25 protein-coding genes are annotated in these 23,557 nt (G+C 72.8%); 16 read left to right on the forward strand and 9 right to left on the reverse strand.

The features are described from left to right. The first annotated feature begins 4 nt into the window (after positions 1–4). On the forward strand, positions 5–979 hold the full coding sequence (locus tag QQS16_RS26770) for an ABC transporter ATP-binding protein (protein ID WP_286064511.1): 975 nt from the start codon (positions 5–7) through the stop codon (positions 977–979). Further along, positions 972–2,021: an ABC transporter ATP-binding protein gene (locus QQS16_RS26775; protein WP_286064512.1), complete on the forward strand. Its 1,050-nt coding sequence runs from the start codon at positions 972–974 to the stop codon at positions 2,019–2,021. Before QQS16_RS26770 ends, QQS16_RS26775 begins: the two co-directional genes overlap by 8 nt. A gap of 309 nt (positions 2,022–2,330) precedes the next feature. On the opposite strand, the gene QQS16_RS26780 is transcribed toward QQS16_RS26775, so the two are convergent. Then, complete coding sequence (locus QQS16_RS26780; protein WP_286064514.1) at positions 2,331–4,448, reverse strand: S9 family peptidase; 2,118 nt, start codon at positions 4,446–4,448, stop codon at positions 2,331–2,333. A gap of 196 nt (positions 4,449–4,644) precedes the next feature. Here QQS16_RS26780 and QQS16_RS26785 point away from each other — a divergent pair, with 196 nt between their 5' ends. The 4 genes from QQS16_RS26785 (at position 4,645) to QQS16_RS26800 (ending at position 9,316) form a co-directional block, all read left to right on the forward strand. Continuing rightward, positions 4,645–4,839 carry a hypothetical protein gene (locus QQS16_RS26785; protein WP_030038342.1) on the forward strand — a complete coding sequence of 65 codons (195 nt, stop codon included), beginning with the start codon at positions 4,645–4,647 and terminating at the stop codon, positions 4,837–4,839. Positions 4,840–5,020: 181 nt separating this feature from the next. Next, positions 5,021–5,884 (forward strand): N-acetyl-1-D-myo-inositol-2-amino-2-deoxy-alpha-D-glucopyranoside deacetylase, encoded by an 864-nt coding sequence (gene mshB / locus QQS16_RS26790; protein ID WP_286064515.1) that lies wholly within the window; start codon positions 5,021–5,023, stop codon positions 5,882–5,884. After that, positions 5,881–6,294: a DUF6113 family protein gene (locus QQS16_RS26795; protein ID WP_286064516.1), complete on the forward strand. Its 414-nt coding sequence runs from the start codon at positions 5,881–5,883 to the stop codon at positions 6,292–6,294. Before mshB ends, QQS16_RS26795 begins: the two co-directional genes overlap by 4 nt. A 157-nt stretch (positions 6,295–6,451) precedes the next feature. Then, on the forward strand, positions 6,452–9,316 hold the full coding sequence (locus tag QQS16_RS26800) for a hypothetical protein (protein ID WP_286064518.1): 2,865 nt from the start codon (positions 6,452–6,454) through the stop codon (positions 9,314–9,316). Between the two features lie 269 nt (positions 9,317–9,585). Here the strand turns inward: QQS16_RS26800 and QQS16_RS26805 are convergent, their stop codons facing one another. Further along, positions 9,586–10,437 carry a transglutaminase family protein gene (locus QQS16_RS26805; RefSeq protein WP_286064519.1) on the reverse strand — a complete coding sequence of 284 codons (852 nt, stop codon included), beginning with the start codon at positions 10,435–10,437 and terminating at the stop codon, positions 9,586–9,588. A gap of 26 nt (positions 10,438–10,463) precedes the next feature. Continuing rightward, a complete protein-coding gene (locus QQS16_RS26810; protein ID WP_286064520.1) occupies positions 10,464–11,483 on the reverse strand; it encodes a GNAT family N-acetyltransferase in 1,020 nt (339 codons plus the stop codon). A gap of 140 nt (positions 11,484–11,623) precedes the next feature. Between QQS16_RS26810 and fdxA the strand changes: the two genes are divergently transcribed. After that, positions 11,624–11,944 (forward strand): ferredoxin, encoded by a 321-nt coding sequence (gene fdxA, locus QQS16_RS26815; protein WP_019058397.1) that lies wholly within the window; start codon positions 11,624–11,626, stop codon positions 11,942–11,944. Between the two features lie 137 nt (positions 11,945–12,081). Then, the gene (locus QQS16_RS26820; protein WP_286064525.1) at positions 12,082–13,176 is read left to right on the forward strand and encodes a bifunctional succinyldiaminopimelate transaminase/glutamate-prephenate aminotransferase; all 1,095 of its coding nucleotides are present in this window, start codon (positions 12,082–12,084) and stop codon (positions 13,174–13,176) included. Between the two features lie 266 nt (positions 13,177–13,442). Here the strand turns inward: QQS16_RS26820 and QQS16_RS26825 are convergent, their stop codons facing one another. Then, positions 13,443–13,892: an ATP-binding protein gene (locus tag QQS16_RS26825; protein ID WP_286064527.1), complete on the reverse strand. Its 450-nt coding sequence runs from the start codon at positions 13,890–13,892 to the stop codon at positions 13,443–13,445. 276 nt (positions 13,893–14,168) lie between these two features. Continuing rightward, entirely contained in the window at positions 14,169–15,164 is a 996-nt protein-coding gene (locus tag QQS16_RS26830) for a heavy metal transporter (RefSeq protein WP_502963926.1), read from the reverse strand. Positions 15,165–15,247: 83 nt separating this feature from the next. Between QQS16_RS26830 and dapE the strand changes: the two genes are divergently transcribed. Further along, complete coding sequence (dapE, locus tag QQS16_RS26835; RefSeq protein ID WP_286064529.1) at positions 15,248–16,327, forward strand: succinyl-diaminopimelate desuccinylase; 1,080 nt, start codon at positions 15,248–15,250, stop codon at positions 16,325–16,327. 123 nt (positions 16,328–16,450) lie between these two features. Next, a complete protein-coding gene (locus tag QQS16_RS26840) occupies positions 16,451–17,209 on the forward strand; it encodes an LOG family protein (protein WP_286064531.1) in 759 nt (252 codons plus the stop codon). Positions 17,210–17,271: 62 nt separating this feature from the next. On the opposite strand, the gene folP is transcribed toward QQS16_RS26840, so the two are convergent. Continuing rightward, the gene (folP, locus tag QQS16_RS26845) at positions 17,272–18,132 is read right to left on the reverse strand and encodes a dihydropteroate synthase (protein WP_286064533.1); all 861 of its coding nucleotides are present in this window, start codon (positions 18,130–18,132) and stop codon (positions 17,272–17,274) included. Between the two features lie 126 nt (positions 18,133–18,258). Between folP and QQS16_RS26850 the strand changes: the two genes are divergently transcribed. Together QQS16_RS26850 and QQS16_RS26855 are read left to right on the forward strand one after the other, a co-directional pair. Continuing rightward, positions 18,259–18,618 (forward strand): DivIVA domain-containing protein, encoded by a 360-nt coding sequence (locus QQS16_RS26850; protein ID WP_286064534.1) that lies wholly within the window; start codon positions 18,259–18,261, stop codon positions 18,616–18,618. Next, positions 18,615–19,202 (forward strand): DNA-3-methyladenine glycosylase I, encoded by a 588-nt coding sequence (locus QQS16_RS26855; RefSeq protein WP_286064536.1) that lies wholly within the window; start codon positions 18,615–18,617, stop codon positions 19,200–19,202. The genes QQS16_RS26850 and QQS16_RS26855 overlap by 4 nt, the downstream gene beginning before the upstream one ends. A 96-nt stretch (positions 19,203–19,298) precedes the next feature. Here QQS16_RS26855 and chcB read toward each other — a convergent pair whose 3' ends face one another. After that, the gene (chcB, locus tag QQS16_RS26860) at positions 19,299–20,102 is read right to left on the reverse strand and encodes a 2-cyclohexenylcarbonyl CoA isomerase (protein ID WP_286064537.1); all 804 of its coding nucleotides are present in this window, start codon (positions 20,100–20,102) and stop codon (positions 19,299–19,301) included. Positions 20,103–20,169: 67 nt separating this feature from the next. On the opposite strand from chcB, the gene QQS16_RS26865 reads away from it, so the two are divergent. Next, the gene (locus tag QQS16_RS26865) at positions 20,170–20,334 is read left to right on the forward strand and encodes a hypothetical protein (RefSeq protein WP_286064539.1); all 165 of its coding nucleotides are present in this window, start codon (positions 20,170–20,172) and stop codon (positions 20,332–20,334) included. 146 nt (positions 20,335–20,480) lie between these two features. After that, positions 20,481–20,648, forward strand: coding sequence for a DUF3117 domain-containing protein (locus tag QQS16_RS26870; RefSeq protein WP_003966491.1), 168 nt, complete (start codon positions 20,481–20,483; stop codon positions 20,646–20,648). Between the two features lie 145 nt (positions 20,649–20,793). Here the strand turns inward: QQS16_RS26870 and QQS16_RS26875 are convergent, their stop codons facing one another. Beyond that, positions 20,794–20,919, reverse strand: a complete 126-nt coding sequence (locus tag QQS16_RS26875; protein ID WP_286064541.1) for a hypothetical protein — start codon at positions 20,917–20,919, stop codon at positions 20,794–20,796. Next, positions 20,916–21,614, reverse strand: coding sequence for an O-methyltransferase (locus QQS16_RS26880; protein ID WP_286066467.1), 699 nt, complete (start codon positions 21,612–21,614; stop codon positions 20,916–20,918). The genes QQS16_RS26875 and QQS16_RS26880 overlap by 4 nt, the downstream gene beginning before the upstream one ends. 163 nt (positions 21,615–21,777) lie before the next feature. On the opposite strand from QQS16_RS26880, the gene sigE reads away from it, so the two are divergent. Together sigE and QQS16_RS26890 are read left to right on the forward strand one after the other, a co-directional pair. Further along, the gene (sigE, locus tag QQS16_RS26885; RefSeq protein WP_286064543.1) at positions 21,778–22,551 is read left to right on the forward strand and encodes an RNA polymerase sigma factor SigE; all 774 of its coding nucleotides are present in this window, start codon (positions 21,778–21,780) and stop codon (positions 22,549–22,551) included. Beyond that, entirely contained in the window at positions 22,548–23,540 is a 993-nt protein-coding gene (locus QQS16_RS26890; RefSeq protein ID WP_286064545.1) for an anti-sigma factor family protein, read from the forward strand. Before sigE ends, QQS16_RS26890 begins: the two co-directional genes overlap by 4 nt. Positions 23,541–23,557 lie beyond the last annotated feature (17 nt).

Consider the following 23,557-nt stretch of genomic DNA (forward strand, 5'->3'; position numbering starts at 1 on the left):
CGTCATGCTGCTCGAAGTGCGTGACCTGCGTGTGGAGTTCCGGACCCGGGACGGGGTCGCCAAGGCCGTCAACGGCGTCAGCTACGGCGTGGACGCGGGCGAGACGCTCGCCGTGCTCGGCGAGTCCGGCTCCGGCAAGTCGGTGACCGCCCAGGCGGTGATGGGCATCCTCGACATGCCGCCCGGCCGGATCACCGGCGGCGAGATCCTCTTCCAGGGCAAGGACCTGCTGAAGCTCAAGGAGGAGCAGCGGCGGAGGATCCGCGGCGCCGAGATGGCGATGATCTTCCAGGACGCGCTGTCCTCCCTGAACCCCGTGCTGTCGGTGGGCGACCAGCTCGGCGAGATGTTCGTCGTGCACCGGGGGATGTCCAGGAAGGACGCCCGGGCGAAGGCCGTCGAGCTGATGGACCACGTCCGCATCCCCGCCGCGCGGGAACGGGTGAAGCAGTACCCGCACCAGTTCTCCGGCGGTATGCGCCAGCGCGTCATGATCGCGATGGCGCTCGCCCTCGAACCGGCGCTGATCATCGCCGACGAACCGACGACGGCCCTGGACGTGACGGTCCAGGCCCAGGTCATGGACCTGCTCGCCGAGTTGCAGCGCGAGTACGCCATGGGGCTGATCCTGATCACCCACGACCTGGGCGTGGTCGCCGACGTGGCCGACCGGATCGCCGTGATGTACGCGGGCCGGATCGTCGAGTCGGCCCCCGTCCATGACATCTACAAGGCGCCCGCCCACCCGTACACCCGGGGTCTGCTGGACTCCATCCCGCGCCTGGACCAGAAGGGCCGGGAGCTCTACGCCATCAAGGGCCTGCCGCCCAACCTCCTGCACATCCCGCCCGGCTGCCCCTTCCACCCGCGCTGCCCGATGGACCAGGACGTGTGCCGGACCGATGTGCCGCCCCTCTACGAGGTCGACGAGGACCGGGGCAGCGCCTGCCACTTCTGGCGGGAGTGCCTGCATGGCTGAGCCGATCCTCCAGGTCAACGGCCTGGTGAAGCACTATCCGCTCACCCGGGGCATCGTCTTCAGGAAGCAGGTCGGCGCGGTGAAGGCGGTCGACGGCGTCGACTTCGCACTGCACCCGGGCGAGACCCTCGGCATCGTCGGTGAGTCCGGCTGCGGCAAGTCGACGGTCGCCAGGATGCTGGTCAGCCTGGAAAGGCCGACGGCGGGGGAGATCCGCTACAAGGGCGAGGACATCAGCGGACTGTCCGGCCGCGCCCTGAAGGCGGTCCGCCGCAACATCCAGATGGTGTTCCAGGACCCGTACACCTCGCTCAACCCGCGCATGACGGTCGGCGACATCATCGGCGAACCGTACGACATCCACCCCGAGGTGGCCCCGAAGGGCGACCGCCGCCGCAGGGTCCAGGACCTGCTGGACGTCGTCGGTCTCAACCCGGAGTACATCAACCGCTATCCGCACCAGTTCTCCGGCGGCCAGCGCCAGCGCATCGGCATCGCGCGGGGGCTGGCCCTGCGCCCCGAGATCATCGTCGCCGACGAACCGGTGTCGGCGCTGGACGTGTCGGTACAGGCGCAGGTCATCAACCTGATGGCGAGCCTCCAGGACGCGTTCGACCTGTCCTACGTCTTCATCGCCCACGACCTGTCGATCGTCCGGCACATCTCGGACCGGGTCGGGGTCATGTACCTCGGACGCATCGTGGAGACCGGCACGGACACCGAGATCTACGACCATCCCACGCACCCCTACACCCAGGCGCTGCTGTCCGCCGTCCCCGTGCCGGACCCGGAGGCCCGCCGGCACCGGGAGCGCGTCATCCTGGCGGGCGACGTGCCGTCCCCGACGAACATCCCCTCCGGCTGCCGCTTCCGCACCCGCTGCTGGAAGGCACGGGAGCGCTGCGCGCTGGAGGTGCCGGCGCTCGCGGTGCCCGCGGAGTTCCGGTACGCGGCCGGTCCGGAGGCCCATGACTCGGCGTGTCACTTCGCGGAGGAGAAGCGGGTGGTGCCGTCCGATGATCTCGCCGAAGGCCGGGAATAACAGCGCAAATACCCACTAACTGCGTTAACACGCAGGCAACTTGGCCGACCCGATCCCGATATACGGACGCGTCAGGCTGAACAGCGTACGGCCGTGCGGGTGCCGTAAACGGGCCGGGAGCGCCATGTCTCCCGGCCCGTTGCCGTTGCCCCGGCCGTCTCCACGCCCCCGTGCGTCACCGCCGGTACCGCGAGCGGCGAAGGCGTCGCGGGACCACTGTTCCGCGACGCCTTCGCCCGCCATCGTCGTACAAGCGGTGGCTGGTCGGCGGCAACTGGCGTCCCGCCCGTCCCGCGGACGGCGAGCCGCTCAGGCCGGCCCGAGCGCCCGCTTCAGGAAGTCCACCTGGAGCAGCAGCAGGTTCTCCGCGACCTGCTCCTGCGGGGTCATGTGGGTCACCCCGGACAGCGGCAGCACCTCGTGCGGGCGGCCCGCGGAGAGCAGGGCGGAGGACAGACGCAGGGCGTGGGCGAAGACGACGTTGTCGTCGGCCGTGCCGTGCACCACCATCAGGGGGCGGTGCGGCCCGGCGGGCGATGACAGGCCCTCGTCCGTGATCAGCGAGCTCTTCGCGTACGACTCCGGATGGGCGGCCGGGTCGCCCAGGTACCGCTCGGTGTAGTGCGTGTCGTACAGCCGCCAGTCCGTCACCGGCGCACCCGCGATCCCCGCGTGGAAGACGTCCGGGCGGCGCAGCACCGCGAGCCCCGCCAGCCAGCCGCCGTACGACCAGCCGCGGATGGCCACCCGGGACAGATCGAGGGGGTATGTCTTCGCGAGGTCCTGGAGCGCGTCGACCTGGTCCTCCAGGGACACCGTGAAGTCGTGGTGGACGGCCTTCTCCCAGGCGGGGGAGCGGCCGGGGGTGCCTCGCCCGTCCGCGACGACCACCGCGAACCCCTGGTCGGCGAACCACTGCGAGGTGAGGTGCGCGTTGTGCGCGGCGACCACCCGCGGGCCGTGCGGACCGCCGTAGGGGTCCATCAGCACCGGCAGTGGAGTGTCCCCGGTGTAGTCCGTAGGCATAAGCACGGCGCACGGGATTCGGCGTGCGCCCCCCTCGGTGAGCGTCACGCGCGGGGACATACCGGGATCTTCGGCGTACGAGGTGACAGTGGCCGCCCGCTGCCCTGCACGCAGTACCTGCACCCGGGCGCCCGGCCGGTCGAGCGTCGCGGACACCAGTACGGTCACGCCCCCCGCGCGCACCGCCGAGTGCACGCCGGGCTCCTGCGACACGCGCTCCATCCCGAGCTCGTTCACCCGGTACACATGCACCTCGCCGGTCTCGGGGCTCTCGGCGTCCTCGCCGGCCGACGCCGAGACCAGCACGTCGTCGTCGGAGACGTCCAGCACCGCGCGAACGTGCAACTGCGCCCGGGTCAGCGGGCGTTCGCCCACCGCGAGGACGCGGGCACCCCCTTCGTCGGCGATCCGTACCAGCTGCCCCGACGGGCTCCAGCACGGCACCCCGGGGAAAAGATCAAGCCAAACCGGATCTTCGTCCGCGTGCACCATCCGAGTCGAGCCGGTGTCCGGATCGACCGCCAGGAACAGCTGACTGCGCTGGTCACGCGCCTGGACGAGCAGCAGCGGCGCACCCGCCGCTGACCAGTGCACATGCGCCAGATACGGGTAGCGCGCCCAGTCCCAGACGACCTCCGTACGCACCCCGTCCAGGCCGATGACGAACAGCCGTACGTCCGCGTTGTCCGTGCCCGCCGCCGGATACGGCACGTGCTGGGGAGCACGCTCCGGGTGGGCCAGATCGGAGATCCACCACCGCCGCACCGGCGTGTCGTCCACGCGCGCCACCAGCAGCCGGTCCGACTCGGGCGACCACCAGAAGCCCCGGTTGCGGCCCATCTCCTCGGCCGCGATGAACTCCGCCAGACCGTACGTGACCTGCTCCGACTCGGACTCGGCCAGCGGCCGGTCACCCTCGCCCCCGGCGCCCGTGACGCGCAGACCGCCCCGCGTGACGTACGCGATGTGCCGGCCGTCGGGGGAGGGGCGCGGATCGATCACCGGCCCGGGAGCGTGGAGTCCACGTGCCGTACCGGCCCTGAGTTCCGCCACGAAAAGCCGCCCTGACAAGGCGAAACTCGCCAGCTCGACGGCCGCGTCGGTGGCGTAGCCGACAATGCCGGCACCGCCCTCGCGGCTGCGCTCGCGCCGCGCCCGCTCCTCGGGTGACAGGCGCTCCGTCGCCCCGCCCAGCAGGGCGCGCGGGTCGGCCGCCACGCGCTCCCCGCCCTCCGGCAGGTCGAGGACCCACAGCGAGTTGGCCCGGTCGGTCCCCGCGCCGGAGCGCAGGAACACGACACGCGAACCGTCGGGCGCCACGGTGAACGCGCGCGGCGCGCCGAGCGTGAACCGCTGGGTACGGGCGTGCCGACGGGGGAAGGAGACAGGCTCGGTCGTCATGCCACGACCATATTGGCCATGCGCCCCCTTGTGCGGCCGTGCGCCGATCAATGCGCGAGTGCGGATAGTTATGATCATTGGCGCATGGTGGGTATCAACCTGCTGGCTGGCGTACGGATTTACCTGCCCCTTGGTTCCGTTGGTTCCGTTCCCGTCCGACCCCCCACGTCCCTGGGTTCTTTGGAGGTGAGCCGCCGTGGCACTCTCGATTTCGGCGGTGGTGCTGCTGGCGATCATCGTCTTCCTGTTGATCAAGAAATCAGGTCTGAAGGGCGGGCACGCGGTCGTGTGTGTCCTGCTCGGCTTCTACCTGGCTTCGTCAACGGTGGCCCCGACGATCAGCGAGTTGACGACGAACATCGCGGGCATGATCGGCAGCATCAAGTTCTGAATCTGCCGCGGATCCGCGTCCCGCCGGTCTTCGGACGCGTACGGCACGAAGGCCGGCCGGGTGACGGGCGACAAGGCGAGGCGCGGACCGCCCCCTTCCCGGAGTCGCGCACGTGCGACGGTGTCCCCGCACGTTCCGGGGAGGTGGAGGCGGGAGGCCGGGTGCCTCGTAGGGTGGCCCCATGACGGAACTGCCCGCCCGGCGTCTGCTGCTGGTGCACGCGCACCCGGACGACGAGTCGATCAACAACGGCGCGACCATGGCCCGGTACGCGGCCGAAGGCGCCCGGGTGACCCTGGTCACCTGCACGCTCGGTGAGCGCGGCGAGGTCATCCCGCCCGCACTCTCCCACCTGACCGGCGCCGCCCTCGGCCGGCACCGGCTCCATGAGCTCACGGACGCCCTGCGCGCGCTCGGCGTCGACGACGTCCGTCAGCTCGGCGGCGCCGGCCGCTACCAGGACTCCGGGATGATGGGCCTCGCCGACAACGACGACCCCTACTGCTTCTGGCAGGCGGACCTCGACGAGGCCGCCGGGTACCTGGTCGAGGTGATCCGCGAGGTACGTCCCCAGGTGCTCGTCACGTACGACGAGAACGGCGGATACGGCCACCCCGACCACATCCAGGCGCACCGGGTGGCCATGCGGGCCGTCGAGCTGGCCGCGCGGTCGGGGTGCGAGATCGCCAAGGTCTACTGGAACCGGGTGCCCCGCTCCGTCGCCGAGGACGCCTTCGCCCGGCTGGACCGGGACCTGCCCGGTCTGCGCTTCGACAAGGCGGCCGGCATCGGCGACGTACCGGGTGTGGTCGACGACGAGCGGATCACCACCGAGATCGACGGCACCGCGTACGCCGCCGCCAAGGCCGCCGCGATGCGCGCGCACGCCACGCAGATCGACGTGGCCGAGCCGTACTTCGTGCTCTCCAACGAGCTCGCGCAGCCCCTCTTCACCACCGAGTACTACGAGTTGGTGCGCGGCGAGCCGGTGCCCGCCGGGGCGCGGGAGACCGATCTGTTCGCCGGAATCGAGGAGACGCGATGAGCGACCGGACGACGCCCGCGCTGGCCCAGCCGTTGCGGCGGCCCTCCCTCGGCCGGGCCGCCGCCCTCCTGGGGCTCTTCGTGCTCGGCGCGGTCGTCGGGGTGGCCGGTGCACTGGTGCAGTCCGGCTGGTCCCCCGGCGGGCTGCTGCTCGCGCTCGCCGGTGAGGCGGGGCTCTGCCTGGGCGGGGCGCGGGCCGTCGGGAGCCGGGGCGGGGCCGTCGCGCCCGCCGGCGGCTGGATGCTCGCGGTCATCCTGCTCACCACCAGCCGGCCGGAAGGCGACTTCGTCTTCGCCGCGGGAAGCGGCTCGTACCTCTTCCTGCTCGGGGGTATGGCCGTCGCTGTGATCTGCGCCACCCTTGCGCCGGGGCGGCAACCGGACGGCGACGACGTCCGACTTGGCAAGTGACGTACCACTTCGCCGGACGTGCCCGTGCGAGTCCCGTGTGGGTTTCCCCAGCGGTCGTGGGATACGCGCCAGGCGTGGCCAGTATGGTGGTGCGCGCCGCCGAGCCGCCCGAGAGAGGTCGTAACGCGGGCGGCGGAGCCAACCGGGAGAACCTGCCTTGAGTCGTGAAACTGACAGTCCGTCCTCCGGGCCCAACGGGCGCGGCGGAGCCGCATACCCCTCGGGCACGCCGCCGTACGGGACGCCCACGGCTTCCGACGGCGGTCCGGACGCGGGCCGTTCGGCCGCGCGGCCGGAGGAACGCAAGACCGAGACCACGCTGACGACCCGGATCCGGATCAACATCCCCGGGTCACGGCCGATTCCACCGGTCGTCATGCGCAAGCCCGTCGGCGAGAGCGAGGCGTCCGCCGACGACAGCGCGGATGCCGAGGCGTCGACGGCGGGCTCCGGCACGTCCGCGTCCACGGGCGCCGCCGAGCCGTCCGCCGAACCCGCGCAGGGCGCGGACGGGAAGCCGAGCGACTGGTTCGTGCCCCGCAAGTCCGGACCCGCCAAGGGCGGTCAGGGCGGCGGCTCCACCAACGGGGCCGGTCTGCCGGGCGGTTCGAGCGCCGCGCCCTCCGGTGGTGGCGCCGGTGCGCATGCCTCCGGCGGTGCGCGTCCCGGTGGCGTGGTCGGCTCCATGAACGTGCGGAGCGGCTCCCGTCCCGGCGGGACGAACGGCGCCGGGCTGACCGGTGCGACCGGCGGGCCGGTGGCTCCGGGGCACGGCGGCGGCACGGGTTCCTTCGACGTCACCGAGGCGCTGGGCGCGGGCCCGCGCGGCAACGGCTCCCGCCCCGGCGAACCGCGCCGCGACGACCTGCCGTACTTCGCGGAGAACGGCGGGGAGCAGGGCGGCCAGCACGGTGGCGCCCAGAACGGCGGTGGCCCGGACGGGCAGAGCCCGCTGAGCGCCTATGACGAGGACCTGAGCGGCTACGGCGGTCAGGGCGGCCAGAACGCCCAGGGTGCCTACGGCGGCCAGAACGGTCAGCTCGGCCAGAACGGTCAGCTGGGCCAGGACGCCTACGGTGGCCAGGGCGGCCCCAACGGGTTCAGCGGCCCGAACGGTCTCGGCGGACCGGGAGGACCGAGCGGCCCGCACGGCCCCGCCGGCCCGACCGGCGGCCCCGTCACCGGCGACGGACCGCTGGCACCGCCGACCGGCCCGGGAGCCGACCCCTTCGGCGGATCCCGTGACTTCAACGCACCGGACGGCTTCGGCGGGCCCGCCGGCCCTCCCGGTGGTCCCGGCGGCGCTTCCGGCGCCGACGCTGGTCTCCGTGGTCCGGGCGGGTCGGGCGGCTTCGGTGGTCCTGGTGCTCCGAGCGGACCTGCCGGTCCCGACGGGCTCCGTGGTCCCGGCGGGCCGGGTGGGCCGGGTGGACCAGGGGCGCCTGGTGGCCTCGGCGCGTCCGACGGCTTCGGTGGTCCTGGTGCCTCGGGCGGACCTGCCGGTCCCGACGGGCTCCGTGGTCCCGGCGGGCCGGGTGGGCCTGGTGGACCCGGCGGCCCCGGCGCGTCCGACGGCCGCGGCCGTCCGGGTGGCCCCGGCGCCCCCGGTGGTCCGCGGCACTCGAACGGTTCGCCCGGTCTGGGCGGTCCCGGTGCTGCGGGCGGCCTATCCGGCCCCGGCGGGCCCGGGGGCCCCGGTGCTCTCAACGCCCCCTCCGGACCGGGCGGCCCTGGCACCGCCAACCGCCCCACCGGCCCCGGGGGCCCCGGCCGTCATGCCGGCCCCGGCGCCGCTGGAGCCGTAGGCCCCGGTCCCGCCGGTATGAGCGACGACACCGCGATCCTCACCCCGCAGAAGCCGGCCCCCGAGCCCGGTACCCCCGGCTTCGGCGGTGCGGCGGACAACGTCTCCGGGCACACCGTCACCAGCGGTATCCCCGTGGTGCCGTCCGACCGGAATCCTGCGTTCCCCTCGGGCGCGCACACCGACGGGCCGCTCCCGCACACGCCCCCCAAGGCGTCCGAGACGGGCACGCGGACCGAGCCCGCCAAGTCCGCCGCGCCCGCGCCCAAAAAGAAGAAGGGGCGCAGCAAGCTCGGCCTGCTCGTCGGCGCAGTGATCGTGATCGGCGGTGTCGCGTACGGCGCCGGGCTGCTCATGAACCACTCCGACGTGCCCAAGGGCACCACCGTGCTCGGCGTCGACATCGGCGGCGGTACGCGCGACGACGCCGTAGAGAAGCTCAACAAGGCCTTCGACGCCCGGGTGAACAAGGACCTGAAGCTCTCGGTCGACGGCAGGACGGTCACGCTGAAGCCGGAGCAGGCCGGGCTCCAGTTCGACATGCAGTCCACGGCGAGCGGCGCCGCGCACAGCGACTACAACCCGGTCTCCGTGATCGGCTCGCTCTTCGGCAACCACCGGGTCGTCGAGCCGATCATGCCGGTCGACGAGGAGAAGCTGCACGCCGAACTGCAGGAGGCCGCCGGCGGCACCGGCTCGGCGACCGACGGCACGATCGAGTTCAGGTCCGGCGAGGCGGTCGCCGTGTACGGCAAGGCGGGCAAGGGCATCGACGTCGACAAGTCGACCGAGTCGGTCGAGAAGGCGTACCGCACCCAGGTGGAGACCGGCACGGCCGCCGCGGTGGCGCTCCCGACGACCACCAGGCAGCCGACGGTCTCGAACGCCGAGGTCGACCGGATGATGAAGGAGTTCGCCGAGCCGGCGATGTCCGATCTCGTCACCGTGCGGACCGACGCGGCGCACAGCATCGATTTCGGCTCCGTGTCACTGCCGAAGATCCTCGGCTTCAAGGCCGTCGACGGCAAGCTCGTGGAGACGTACGACCTCGAGGCGCTCAAGGAGGCCTACGGCACCACCTTCGACGGCGTGCAGATCGACGGCGCGAGCGGGAAGCGTGACGTCCTGCCCCAGGACGTCGCCTCCGCGCTGGGCAAGGCGCTGCGCGGCAAGACACCGGAGGAGCGCATCCAGGTCATCGACGTCACCCCGAACTGACCCACCCGCCGGACCGACGAGCCCCCGCCCGTACCGGGCGGGGGCTCGTCCCGCGTCGGACCGGGCCGGTGGACCGGGAGCCGCCGACCGCGTCCACGGGCCGTGCCGGTCCCTCGCCGTGCCGGACAGCAGTCCTCGTACTGGACGTACTCGGGCCTTCGGCCGCCGGTGCGGCGAGGGGGCACCGCCCGCGCCCTCGGGCAGCGGGGGAGACCGGGCCGGGCGTCGTCACGACGGAGCCGACGGAGCCGACGGCGCCTGTCGCGGCCCTAGTTGAGCATCGCGCGGGCCGCCCGCGCCTGCTCCCGCACGCGCGCCGCGGCCGGCCCGTCCACCGCGCCCACGACCTCGGCGTACGTCTCCAGCTCCCGCGCCCCCGCCACGAACTCGCCCCGCTGCACCAGCAGTTGCGCCCGCTCGTACCGAAGCCGCGCCGGATGCGCGGGCAGCAGCAGCGACAACTCCACCGCCCACAACGCCACGTCCGACCGCTCCGGCCGGGCCGCCGCCCACGCCCGGATGTTGTTCAGGATCCGCAGCACCACGTCCAGCGACCGCGCGGGACGCAGCATCGACGGATGCAGCGAGCCCCCTGTCGCCCCGGCGACCAGCATCTGCGCGTCGGCCCCGGTCAGTACCCGTCCGCCGTCGAAGGGATCGGCCAGCACCTGCTCCTCCTGCTCCCCGAGCCCGACCACGAAATGCCCCGGCAGAGCCACCCCGTACACCGGCGCCCCGGCCCGTCGCGCCACCTCCATCCACACCACCGTCAGCAGGATGGGCAGGCCGCGCCGCCGCCGCAGCACCTCGTGCAGCAGCGAGGACTCCAGACGCTGGTAGTCCGCGGGGGTGCCGTGGAAACCGCACCGCTCGCCGAGCATCTCGCGCAGGGCGACCGCCCAGGAGCGCGGCCCGCCCGGCCGGAACGGCAGCTGTCCGGCCAGCCGGTCCAGCTCGATCTGCGCGGCGTCCATACCGACCTCGTCCAGCGTCCCGTCCGCCTCCGCGCCCACCAGCAGACACAGAGTGGTCAGGTCGGGCCGCTCGGAGCGGGCCTCTTCGGCGAACCGCCGGCGTAGTTCGGCGGAGCGCTCGGGGGGTGGGGGGTAGGGAGGACGCATAGCAGGCTCGTGCCCTTTCACGGCGATCAGTACCGCTTGTTCCCGGTACTTCCGGGTGCGCGGTAGTGGTGGTACGCGTGGTGCGCCGAGAACCCCGTCCCGGCGTACAGCGCCCGCGCTCCCGCGTTGTCCGTCTCGACCTGGAGCCACGCCGCCGAGGCGCCCTCGTCGAGCGCCCGCCGCGCCAGCGCCGCCAGCACCGCGGTGGCCAGCCCCTGCCGCCGCTGCTCCGGAGCCACCTCGACGGCGGCGAAGGACGCCCACCGTCCGTCCACGACACACCGCCCGATGGCCGCGGGGGCCGCGCCCTCCGCCGGACCGGGAACCGTGGCGAACCACACCGACGGACCGCTCCCCAGCACCTTCAGCGCCACCTCGCTCACCCCTTTGCGCTGGTAGCGCGCGAGCCACGCCTGGTCCGCCGCCCGGGACAGCGTGACGCCGGCCGGCTCACCCCGGTCGGCGAGGGGCGCCAGCGCTCCGATCCACAGCTCGGCGCTCACCTCCCGCGTCCAGCCCCGCCGCTCCAGCTCCGCGCACAGGACCTCCTGCGTCCCCTCGGCCCCGGTCGCGGTCTGCACGTAGGCGGGCAGCCCGCGGTCGCCGTACCACCGGCGTACGACGCTCAGCGCCTCGTCGAGCGGGAGGCCGGGGTCGCCCAGCGGCAGGACGGAATTGGCCCGCCGGGTGAAGCCGCCGGCGGCCCGCAGCTCCCACGCGCCCAGCCGCTCGCTCTCCACCGGCCGCCAGGCCCGCGCGGCGACCCGCGCCAGCTCCTCGTAGGACGCGGCGGGACCCCGCCGCCGGGCCGGTGCGGACGGGACGATCTTGCCCGCGACCAGCGCGGATTCCGGAATGCGGACACTCTGGCCGTCCCGGCGCGTGATCAGCAGCACACCGTCGTCCCATGATGTGAGAACACCCACCGTGTCAGTGAACTTCTCACCCGCGGCCCCACCGTCGCCCAGCCGCCGGACGGACACCCGTTTGCCCACGTCAGCTGGGGAGATGCGGACCACGAGGCGTCCTGTCGCAGAGATTTCCACAGGTCAGTTCACCCCTCCTGTTCGGATCTTGCCCGGGAACGGAGATACTAGGTGCGGGCATCGACGACGCCGCGCTCCCGCGCGCCAGGCGGCGGAGCCTGAGGAGGCCCGCCAGCGCCCTATCGAGGAGGAACGACAGCGTGACCTACGTCATCGCGCAGCCTTGTGTCGACGTCAAGGACAAGGCGTGCATCGAGGAGTGCCCGGTCGACTGCATTTACGAGGGCTCCCGGTCCTTGTACATCCACCCGGACGAATGCGTCGACTGTGGTGCCTGTGAGCCGGTCTGCCCGGTCGAGGCGATCTTCTACGAGGACGACACTCCCGAGGAGTGGAAGGACTACTACAAGGCGAACGTCGAGTTCTTCGACGAGCTCGGCTCCCCCGGCGGCGCCAGCAAGCTGGGCCTGATCGAGCGCGACCACCCCTTCGTCGCCGCGCTGCCGCCGCAGAACCAGTAAGAGCGGCCGGACCCCCCCCGATTCTCGCCTGCGCTCGGACCGGGGGCCCGTCGCCCCGGTCCCGTACGGCCTGATCGCCCTTGGTCGCCGTACGGGGCCGAGGCGTTCGCCGACTCGAGAAAGTGAGCCCGAGCACCGTGTCCGCAGTCTCCGACCGCCTGCCCACCTTCCCCTGGGACAAGCTGGAGCCGTACAAGAAGACGGCCGCCGCGCACCCTGACGGCATCGTCGACCTGTCCGTCGGCACCCCGGTCGACCCGGTCCCCGAGCTGATCCAGAAGGCGCTCATCGACGCCGCGGACTCGCCGGGCTATCCGACGGTCTGGGGCACCCCGGCGCTGCGGGACGCGATCACCGGCTGGCTGGAGCGCCGCCTGGGCGCCCGCGAGGTCACCCACCGGCACGTCCTGCCGATCGTCGGCTCCAAGGAACTCGTGGCCTGGCTCCCCACCCAGCTGGGCCTCGGCCCCGGTGACCGGGTCGCCCACCCGCGCCTGGCCTACCCGACCTACGAGGTCGGCGCGCGCCTGGCCCGCGCGCGGTACGAGGTCTACGACGACCCGACGGCCCTGGACCCGGCGGGCCTGAAGCTGCTGTGGCTCAACTCCCCGTCCAATCCCACCGGCAGGGTCATCCCGAAGGACGAACTGACCCGGATCGTCGCCTGGGCCCGGGAGCACGGCATCCTGCTGTTCTCCGACGAGTGCTACCTGGAGCTGGGCTGGGAGGCCGACCCCGTCTCGGTCCTGCACCCGGACGTGAACGGCGGCTCCTACGACGGCATCGTCGCCGTCCACTCCCTGTCCAAGCGCTCGAACCTGGCGGGCTACCGCGCGGCCTTCCTGGCGGGCGACCCGGCCGTCCTCGGACCGCTGCTGGAGATCCGCAAGCACGGCGGCATGATGACGTCGGCCCCGACCCAGGCGGCGGTGGTCGCGGCCCTCGGTGACGACACCCACGTCCGCGAACAGCGCGAACGCTACGCCGCCCGGCGCACCGCCCTGCGCGAGGCGCTGCTCGCCCACGGCTTCCGGATCGAGCACAGCGAGGCCAGCCTCTACCTGTGGGCCACCCGCGACGAGTCCTGCTGGGACACGGTCGCCCACCTGGCCGGCCTCGGCATCCTGGTGGCCCCCGGCGACTTCTACGGGGAGGCGGGCGAGACCTTCGTCCGCGTGGCCCTGACGGCGACGGACGAGCGGGTCAGGGCCGCGGCGGAGCGGCTGGCGTAACCGCCGCACGCCCTGCCGGTGTCCTGCCGCCAGGACAGCAAGGCGCCCGCGCACAAGGCGCCCGCGCACAAGGCGCCCGCGCACAAGGCGCCCGCGCACAAGGCGCCCGCGCACAAGGCGCCCGCGCACAAGGCGCCCGCGCACAAGGCGCCCGCGCACAAGGCGCCCGCGCACAAGGCGCCCGCGCACAAGGCGCCCGCGCACAAGGCACGGGGCCCGGGTGAGAACCCGGGCCCCGTCGCCGTACGTACGGCAGGAAGCCGGCGTCAGCCGAGCGGCAGGCCCTTCAGGGGCAGCGAGTCCGCCGCCGGCAGTCCGTCCTTGGCGACCGAGTCCGTCGGCAGTCCGCCCTTCGTCGCGGTGGAGGCGGTGTCGCCCACCACGTCCCCGGCGGAGCCGGCCGCCTCGCCCGCCACCTTCTGCGCCGCCGGGGTCGCCTTCTTCACGGCCTTGCCGCTGGTCTTGCCGGCGGCCGGCACCGCCTTCTTGACCGCCTTGCTACCGGTGTCGCCCGCAGTCCCGCTCAGGTTCTGCGCCGCACCGTCGACGGTGGTGCCGACGCTCGCCCCGTCCAGGGCGGTCAGCCCACCGAGGTTCGGGGTGGCCGGCAGCTCGGGGGCCGCGCTGGCGGAGCCGGCCGCACCGACCCCGGCAGCCGCTCCCGCAGCGACGAGCAGCGCGGCACGGGCGATCCGTCGGGTCAGGGGGAGGGACATGTTGCTCCTTCATTCGGCTGTGATCGTCCGGTCGGACGCAGTGACTACCGCTCGAAGGCTGCGAAGGTTGCGGCGGCGCAACGTAAAGAGTTGGCAATGGTCGCATTATCGCCTGTGGATAAAAACGGACAAAAAGCGCCCGGTCCGAAAGTCTGCCGAATCCTTACAGCCCTTTGTCTGCAAGGGATCCGCCACGCGGGAGGGTGGCCGGGCGAAAACCTGACCCCACGGCCGCCGACCGGGGGTCCGTGCAACCCTCCCGGGTGAGCACCCGTACTACTGCGCGGTCACGATCCGGACCGGGCCCGGGTCCCGTTCCGCGCCGGCCGAGCCCGACGCGTCCTCGGCGGCCTCCGTGTCGGCCGCACGCCACCGGCTGTCCGTGGTGCCGGCGACCCACTCCCGCCCGGCGTACGTGACGCGTTCGATGCGCAGCGCCGAGGCGTTGGCGACCGCCCAGTGCGCCAGCTGCCAGCCGCGCTCCCGCAGGCCGCGGTCCGAGCCCGGGGCCGTGTCCTCGGTCACCGGCAGGGTCACGGTCCGCCCGCCGCTGCCGCCCGTGGCACTCGCCGACGGCGTCGGCGTCGCCGCGCCGCCCACCTCGGCCGCGGCCGGCTCCAGCACGTCCCGCCCGAAGTCGCGCACCAGGGCCGAGCGCACCGCGTCCGGACCGGTGGCCCGGGCGGTGGCCGGGCGCCCCTCGCAGGTCAGCGTGGCCGCCGACTGCCCGGTGAGGGCGGCGGCGAGCAGCGTGGCGTCCGGCTCGTGCTTGGCGTACGCCGTCGGATAACCGCTGCGCTGCACCTTCTGCGCGGCGACCGTGAGCGGCAGGTCCGTGTAGTCCGGCACCTTGGCCAGGTGCTCGTAGAAGATGTCCGCCGAGTACGTCGGGTCCATGATCTCCTTCGGCGTGCCCCAGCCCTGCGAGGGCCGCTGCTGGAACAGGCCGAGCGAGTCACGGTCGCCGTGGTCGATGTTGCGCAGCGCCGACTCCTGGAGGGCGGTGGCGAGCGCGATCGTCACGGCCCGCCCGGGCATGCCGCGCCCGGTGCCGACGGCCGCGATCGTCGCCGCGTTCACGGCCTGCTCCGGACTGAACTCGTAGGTGGCCCCGCCGTCCTCGCCCGAGACGACCTTGCAGCCCGGGGTGTTCGCGCCTCCGGTGACGTACTGCACCACGAGGTAGCCGGCGACGGCGCACAGGACCACGAAGGCCGCCCCGATACGCAGGAGACGGCCGCGACGCTTGGGAGGAGGGAACTGCTCTGGGATCCGCACAAGATACTGGAGAGTACGGGGCGTGCGGGGCCGCCTGTGGACAGTCGGCCGGACACCCGGGCGTTAGGGTCGACAACATGGCCGACACCTCACTTGACCTCACGCTGGACGCCGCCCGGCTCACCGCGCAGCTCGTCGACTTCCCCTCCGTGAGCGGCACCGAGAAGCCGCTCGCGGACGCGATCGAGATCGCCCTGCGCGCGCTGCCGCACCTGACGGTCGACCGGTACGGCAACAACGTCGTCGCCCGCACGAACCTCGGCCGGCCGGAACGCGTCATCCTGGCCGGCCACATCGACACCGTCCCGATCGCGGACAACCTGCCCTCCCGGCTCGACGACGAGGGCTACCTGTGGGGATGCGGTACGTGTGACATGAAGTCCGGGGTGGCGGTACAGCTGCGCGTCGCGGCCACGGTCCCCTCGCCCAACCGGGACCTCACCTTCGTCTTCTACGACAACGAGGAGGTCGCCGCGGACCTGAACGGCCTCAAGCACGTGGCCGCGGCCCACCCCGAGTGGCTGGAGGGCGACTTCGCGGTCCTGCTGGAGCCGACGGACGGCCAGGTGGAGGGCGGCTGCCAGGGCACGCTCAGGATGTTCCTGAAGTTCCGGGGGGAGCGGGCGCACTCCGCGCGCGCGTGGATGGGCTCCAACGCCATCCACGCCGCCGCTCCGGCGCTCGCCAGGCTCGCCGCGTACGAGCCCCGCACGCCGGTCGTGGACGGCCTGCGGTTCCACGAGGGCCTCAACGCCGTACGCGTCGAGGGCGGCGTCGCCACCAACGTCATCCCCGACGCCTGCACCCTGGTGGTCAACTTCCGCTACGCGCCCGACCGCAGCGAGGAGGAGGCGGAGGCGTTCGTCCGCGAGTACTTCGCGGACTGCGGCGTCGACGAGTTCGTGGTCGACGACCACACCGGCGGCGCCCGCCCCGGCCTGACCCACCCGGCCGCACAGGCCTTCATGGCGGCCGTCGGCGGCGAGGCCCGCCCCAAGTTCGGCTGGACGGACGTGGCCCGCTTCAGCTCGCTGGGTGTGCCGGCGGTGAACTACAGCCCGGGCGATCCGCTGCTGGCGCACAAGGCGGACGAGCGGGTGAAGGCGTCCCTGATCCCGGAGGCGGAGGAGCGGCTGCGGGGCTGGCTGACGGCGTGACGGCGCACGGGACGGCGCGGGTGTGCCCGATGGTGCTCCATGGCGGACATGCTCACGTCCCCCGTCCGTAACCCGCGTAGATCTACGCTGAGACGGAAAGACCCGCAAGCGAAGGGAGCACACATGGCTACTGGCAACCCCGAGGGCGCGAAGCAGCCGCCGGAGGAGCAGCGCCTGGGACCGGTGCTCCGCAGGCGGGAGCAGGTCCAGGCGAGCACGACCGATCAGCGGCTGCTGGACGCGGGCGGCCCCTCCGACTGGGTCCACACCGACCCGTGGCGGGTCCTGCGCATCCAGTCGGAGTTCATCGAGGGCTTCGGCACGCTCGCCGAGCTCCCGCCCGCGATCAGCGTGTTCGGCTCGGCCCGGACGCCCGCGGACTCACCGGAGTACGAGGCGGGCGTGCGCCTCGGCCGCGGCCTGGTCGAAGCCGGCTTCGCCGTCATCACCGGCGGCGGACCGGGCGCCATGGAGGCGGCGAACAAGGGCGCCTGCGAGGCGAAGGGCATCTCCGTCGGACTGGGCATCGAACTGCCCTTCGAACAGGGCCTCAACCAGTACGTCGACATCGGCCTCAACTTCCGCTACTTTTTCGTCCGCAAGATGATGTTCGTCAAGTACGCGCAGGGCTTCGTGGTCCTGCCCGGCGGCCTCGGCACGCTGGACGAACTCTTCGAGGCGCTGACCCTGGTCCAGACCCAGAAGGTCACCAGCTTCCCGATCGTCCTCTTCGGGACGGAGTACTGGGGCGGCCTGGTCGACTGGCTGAGGAACACGCTGATCGCCCAGGGCAAGGCCTCGGAGAAGGACCTGCTCCTCTTCCACCTCACGGACGACGTGGACGAGGCGGTGGCACTGGTGTCGAAGGAGGCGGGCCGCTAGGCGGGCGGGCCGGGCCGGGGGGGGGCCAGGGGGCGGCGTCCCCCTGGTACGGCACGACAGACCTATGCCAACCCCCGCCGGGCCACCGCCGGTGCCCGGTGGCCCGCGATCGACGCCACCATGTCCAGCACCTGCCGCGTCTCGGCGACCTCGTGCACCCGGTACACCTGCGCCCCCAGCCACGCCGACACCGCCGTCGTGGCCAGCGTCCCCACCACCCGCTCCTTCACGGGTCTGTCCAGCGTCTCGCCCACGAAGTCCTTGTTGGACAGCGACACCAGCACCGGCCACCCGGTCGCCACCATCTCCCCCAGCCGCCGCGTCGCCTCCAGGCTGTGCCGCGTGTTCTTCCCGAAGTCGTGCCCCGGATCGATCAGCACCGACTCCCGAGGCACCCCCAGGGACACCGCCCGCTCGGCCAGCCCCACGGTCACCGCGAGGATGTCTGCCATCACGTCGTCGTACGTCACCCGGTGCGGCCGGGTCCGGGGCTCCGCACCGCCCGCGTGCGTGCACACCAGCCCCACCCCGTACCGCGCGGCCACCTCCGCCAGCCCGGGATCCACGCCGCCCCACGCGTCGTTCAGCAGATCCGCCCCGGCCTCGCAGACCGCCTCGCCGACCTCCGCCCGCCAGGTGTCCACGCTGATGACGACGTCCGGGAAGCGCCGCCGCACCTCCGCCACGAAGCCGACGGTCCGCCGCGCCTCCTCCTCGGCGGACACGTTCTCGCCCGGCCCGGCCTTGACCCCGCCGATGTCGACGATCGCCGCGCCCTCCGCCACCGCGTGCTCCACGCGTGTGAGGGCGGGTTCGTCGTGGAAGGTCGCCCCCTGGTCGTAGAAGGAGTCCGGGGTCCGGTTCACGATCGCCATGATCACCGGTTCGTGCGGGTCGAATTCCCGCCTGCCCAGCCTGAGCATCCCCTGTGACCTCTCCTCGTTCGTCCCGGCAACCGACCGCCTGCGACCCTAACTGTCAGACTCGCATGGCACGATCGGACCCTGACACTTTCGATGCCGAGCACACAGAGCGTGGGGACCTCAGCGATGGTTATGTTCTTGTTCCTGGTCATCGCGCTGGCCGTGGTGGTCGCCGCGGTGACGCTCGCCGTCGTGGGCGGCGGCGAGGGCGACGGCCCACTGCCGGAGGCCGCCCCCGAGCGACTCCAGGACGCACTGCCTCCCGGCCGCCCGGTGAACCGCGCGGACATCGAGCGCCTGCGCTTCCCGCTCGCCGCCCGCGGCTACCGCATGGCGGACGTCGACGACGCGCTCGGCCGCCTGGCCGCCGAACTCGCCGAGCGGGACGCCCGCATCGCCGACCTGGAGTCCGCGCTGGCCGGAGCCCGGGCAGCCGCGAGCCACCTCGCCATGGACAAGCCGGTCCGGCAGGAGGAACAGCCGTGAGCGACGGCGCCGCCGTGGCCGGTCCCGACGGCGCGCCGCGCTGCCCCTGGGCCCTGTCCGCCGCGGAGTACGTGACCTACCACGACGAGGAGTGGGGCCGCCCGGTCCACGGGGACGACGCGCTGTACGAACGCCTCAGCCTGGAGGCCTTCCAGTCGGGCCTGTCCTGGATCACGATCCTGCGCCGCCGCCCCACGTTCCGTACGGCCTTCGCCGACTTCAAGATCGCCGCGGTCGCCGCCTTCACCGACGACGACCGCGAGCGCCTGCTCGCCGACCCGGGCATCATCCGCAACCGCGCCAAGGTCGACGCGACGCTCGCCAACGCGCGCGTGCTGGCCGACTGGGCCCCGGGCGAGCTGGACGACCTCATCTGGTCCCACGCCCCGGACCCGGCCACCCGCCCGGCCCCGAAGACCCTCTCCGACGTCCCGGCGGTCACCCCCGAGTCGACGGCACTGTCCAAGGCCCTCAAGAAGCGGGGCCTGCGCTTCGTCGGCCCGACGACGGCGTACGCGCTGATGCAGGCGTGTGGACTGGTCGACGACCACCTGGAGACGTGCGTGGCGAGGAACGCCTCGTAGGGGGGCGGGGCGCGGAGGGCGGGCGGGACGGGAGACTGCGTGGCCGGCCCGACCGGCCCGTCGCCCGCGAGGGTGCTGCCGGCTGTCGGCTCGTGCTCACCGGCCCAGGTACTTGGGCCTCTCCTTGTTGACGAACGCCTGCACCGCGATCGCGTGGTCCTCGGACGACCCCGCCCGCGTCTGGAGCTCGTCCTCCTTCTCCAGCGTCTGGGCGAGGGAGTGCGACAGCCCGTAGGCCATCGCCTCCTTGATCGCCCCGTACGCCACCGTCGGCCCCGCGGCCAGCGCCCGCGCCACCTTCTCCGCCTCGCCGCGCAGTTCCGCGGCCGGCACCAGCCGGTTCGCGATGCCCAGCTCGTACGCCTCCCGCGCCGGGACGCTGCGCGGGAAGAGCAGCAGGTCGGCAGCGCGGCCGGGCCCGACGACCCGGGGCAGCGTCCAGGAGATGCCCGAGTCCGCGGTCAGCGCGACGCCCGCGAAGGAGGTGTTGAAGGCAGCCGTGTCCGCCACCACCCGGTAGTCCGCGGCGAGCGCGAAACCGAACCCGGCCCCGGCCGCGACCCCGTTCACCCCCGCCACCACGGGCTTCGGCATGCCCGTGAGCGCCCGCACGACCGGGTTGTAGTGCTCCCGCACCGTGCTCATGGTCTGGCCCGTGCCCGCCTCGCGGTCGGCGGCCAGCAGCCCGATGTGCTCCTTGAGGTCCTGCCCCACGCAGAAGGCCCGGTCCCCGGCGGCGGTCAGCAGCACCGCCCGTACGGCGTCGTCGTCCGCCGCGGACCGCACCGCGTCCCGGAGGGCGACCTTGGTCGCGATGTTCAGCGCGTTCATCGCCTCGGGGCGGTTCAGCGTGATGATCGCGAGCCCGTCGCTCACCTCGTACAGCACGGTGTCGGCCATGGCGTTCCCCTCCGGTGTCCGCGGCTCGGACGTACCGGTCAGTACGTCCCTGTGTCCGAAGGACAGCATGGCGGAGATCACCGCCCAGGGACCCGACCGGACGTGTGACCTGCGTCAAAGAATTCTGGACGGCATCCGGTCGGCCGAAGTCCGGGCGGCGGCGCAGTATCGCAGTCACACCGCCGAATTGAGTGGTTTTGCTCGCGCGCGTTGCCCAAGCGATGCCGACTGATGTTGGTCATCGGGTCCTGAGATGCGGGATAATGGCCTGGAAGCAATGTGTTCGATGCCGGTGTCGCGTGTCCCACTCCAGGAATGCGCGTGCCCTCCAGGGCTGTCGGCTTTGACTATGAGCTGGTTTCAGGAAGGGGAACGAGCATGGCGGCCATGAAGCCGCGGACGGGCGATGGCCCGCTCGAGGTGACCAAGGAGGGGCGGGGCATTGTCATGCGCGTTCCGCTCGAAGGCGGCGGTCGACTCGTCGTCGAGCTGACCCCTGACGAGGCCGACGCGCTCGGTGACGCCCTCAAGAAGGTCGTCGGCTGACGCGGAAGCGACCATACCCTTTCGGCTGCCCCGGCACCGCTCACGGTGCCGGGGCGGCTTTTTCACGGCCCGGGCCACCCGGGACACGCCGGGAGGGAACACGGATTGCGGCGCTCGCTCTACGGCCGCGCCGGACCGACGGACGTCATCGGTCGACGAGGCTCATGGCGGCGAAGCGGGGGTTGACCTGCCCCGGGTCGGCGGGCGCCGGGTTGACGGGCCCCGGGTTGGCGGGCCCGGGGTTGACCGGCCTCACGTCCGTGGGCCTCATCGTTTGACGGCGCACAGCAGTCCGTCGCCGACCGGGAGCAGGGACGGCACCAGGTCCTGGCTCTCGCGCACCGCGCGCAGCAGCTCCCGCAGCCGCAGGACCTCGGTGGGCTGCGGGCCCGAGTCCACCGTCCGGCCGTTGGCGAAGACACCCTCGAAAACGACCAGCCCGCCGGGGCGCAGCAGACGCAACGATTCAGCGAGATAGTCCAGGAATTCCTGGCGGTCACCGTCACAGAAGACCAGGTCGTAGCCGGCGTCGGCGAGCCGGGGCAGGACGTCCAGGGCGCGGCCGGGGATGAAGCGGGCCCGGTTGCTGGCGAAGCCGCAGGCGCGGAAGGCCTGGCGGGCGAACTGCTGGTGCTCCGGCTCGGGGTCGACCGTGGTCAGGACGCCGTCCGGGCGCATGCCATGCAGCAGATGGATCCCGGACACGCCGGTCCCGGTGCCGATCTCGGCGACCGCCTTGGCGTCCACCGTGGCCGCGAGCAACCGCAGCGCCGCACCCGTGCCGGGCGACACCGAGCGCAGCCCCGCCTCACGGGCCCGGTCCCGGGCCCAGCGCAGGGCTTCGTCCTCGGCGACATAGGCGTCGGCGAACGCCCAGCTCGTCTGCCGGTTGCCGGTAATGACCCTCTCCTGTCCCCGTGGTTGCCTGGGCGTGACTGTATCCGTTGGCGTCGGGAACCCGCAGATGGGACCGGGCGTTTAGAGGGGTGGGAGACGACCTGGGGGGACACAGTTGGATCACGATCTCGAGCAGGGGCTCAAGCAAGTGCTGACGCAGCCGCACGAGCCGTATCACCCCAGATCAATTTCTCGTAAAACCGCTTATCCGGAGCTAACGGGCGAGGTGGCTATGGTAGGGGCTCCACTGGACACCACCAGAGCCGACAGGGGAGGTGCGGCCGTACCTGTGGATCGGGGAGGAGTGCTGCGGCGCTTTCTCGGGTCGGCGGGCAGGCCGAAATCCGTGAACGACACCGCTGCTGACCACAGCCACGCCGCTGAGTACGACCGGACCGCGACCTTCTCCACCGACGCGGACGGGCAGGCGTGGACTCCGCCCACCTGGGAGGAGATCGTCAGCACGCACAGTGGCCGGGTCTACCGGCTCGCGTATCGCCTGACGGGCAACCAGCACGACGCCGAGGACCTCACGCAAGAGGTCTTCGTCCGCGTCTTCCGCTCCCTATCGACGTACACGCCGGGCACTTTCGAGGGCTGGCTGCACCGCATCACCACCAACCTCTTCCTGGACATGGTCCGCCGCAAGCAGCGCATCCGCTTCGACGCCCTCGGCGAGGACGCGGCCGAGAGACTGCCCAGCCGCGAGCCGTCGCCCCAGCAGGTCTTCAACGACGCGCACTTCGACGCGGACGTCCAGCAGGCCCTCGACACCCTCGCCCCGGAGTTCCGCGCCGCGGTCGTCCTGTGCGACATCGAAGGCCTGTCGTACGAGGAGATCGCCGCGACCCTGGGCGTCAAGCTCGGCACCGTCCGGTCCCGGATCCACCGTGGCCGCTCGCAGCTGCGCAAGGCGCTCGCGCACCGCTCCCCGGAGGCGCGGGCCGAGCGTCGCTCCTTCAGGGCCCGTGTTCCCGCGCTGGGGGGAGGGGGCGCGTCCGCGTGAGTGGATCACGTCCTACCCCGTCCGAACAGCATCTGGGAGACCGACTCGCCGCCCTGGTGGACGGAGAGCTCGGTCATGAGTCGCGCGACCGTGTCCTCGCGCACCTGGCCACCTGCGCCAAGTGCAAGGCGGAGGCCGACGCGCAACGCCGACTGAAGAACGTCTTCGCGGAGGCCGCCCCGCCCCCGCCCTCCGAGAGCTTCCTGGCCCGCCTGCAAGGACTCCCCGCGGGTGGCGACGCGGACGACGGTGACGGCTCGCCGTTCGGCGGGCCTGGACTCACCGGCGGACTGTCCGCACGTCCCGGGGGCGCCGGGGTCTTCGGCCTGCGGCGCGGCGAGCGGTTCGAGTTCGACTACGTGCCGACCCGGGCGCACACCTCCGTGCTGCCGCCCTCCTCCGGGAGCCGGGGATTCCGCATCCACGACGTCAGCCGCCACGAGGCCGAGCGGTCGGCCTCGCGCGGGCTGCGGTTCGCGGCCGCCGCGGCCGGGGCGGTGTCGCTGGCCGCCATCGCCCTCGGTGGCGTCGCCACGGTGACGCCCGGCGACCTGGCCGCGGACGCGCGCGGCACGAACGGTACCGGCAGCAATGTCACCCCGGCGCGCACGCAGGGCACGGGAGCCGCCACGGCACCCGAGAGCCAGCGCCGCCGCGGGGTCGGTCCGCTGCTCGCGCAGGGGCAGGGACAGGGGCCGCTCGGCCGCACCCCGGTCGCCTCGACCGAGGTGTCCGCGCCGCTGCTGCCCGGCGTGCCGGCGCCCGCCGCGAACCGGCACCACGAGTCCGTCCACTCGCTGACGGCACCCGTGGTGGCCGGGGCGGCCGCGATGTCCCCGCTGATACGTCCGCTCAACGCCGCCGCGCCGCTCACGCTGACCGCGTGGTCCACGACCCCGGACCTCGTCTCACCGGGTCTGCTCACCGCGCCCGTGCCCGGGACGGCCTCCGCTCCCTCGGCCTCCGCCACCTTCGGCACCTCCCGCTGACCGGCCTCTGCGCGGTG

Source organism: Streptomyces sp. ALI-76-A (genome assembly GCF_030287445.1).
Classification (GTDB): Bacteria; Actinomycetota; Actinomycetes; order Streptomycetales; family Streptomycetaceae; genus Streptomyces.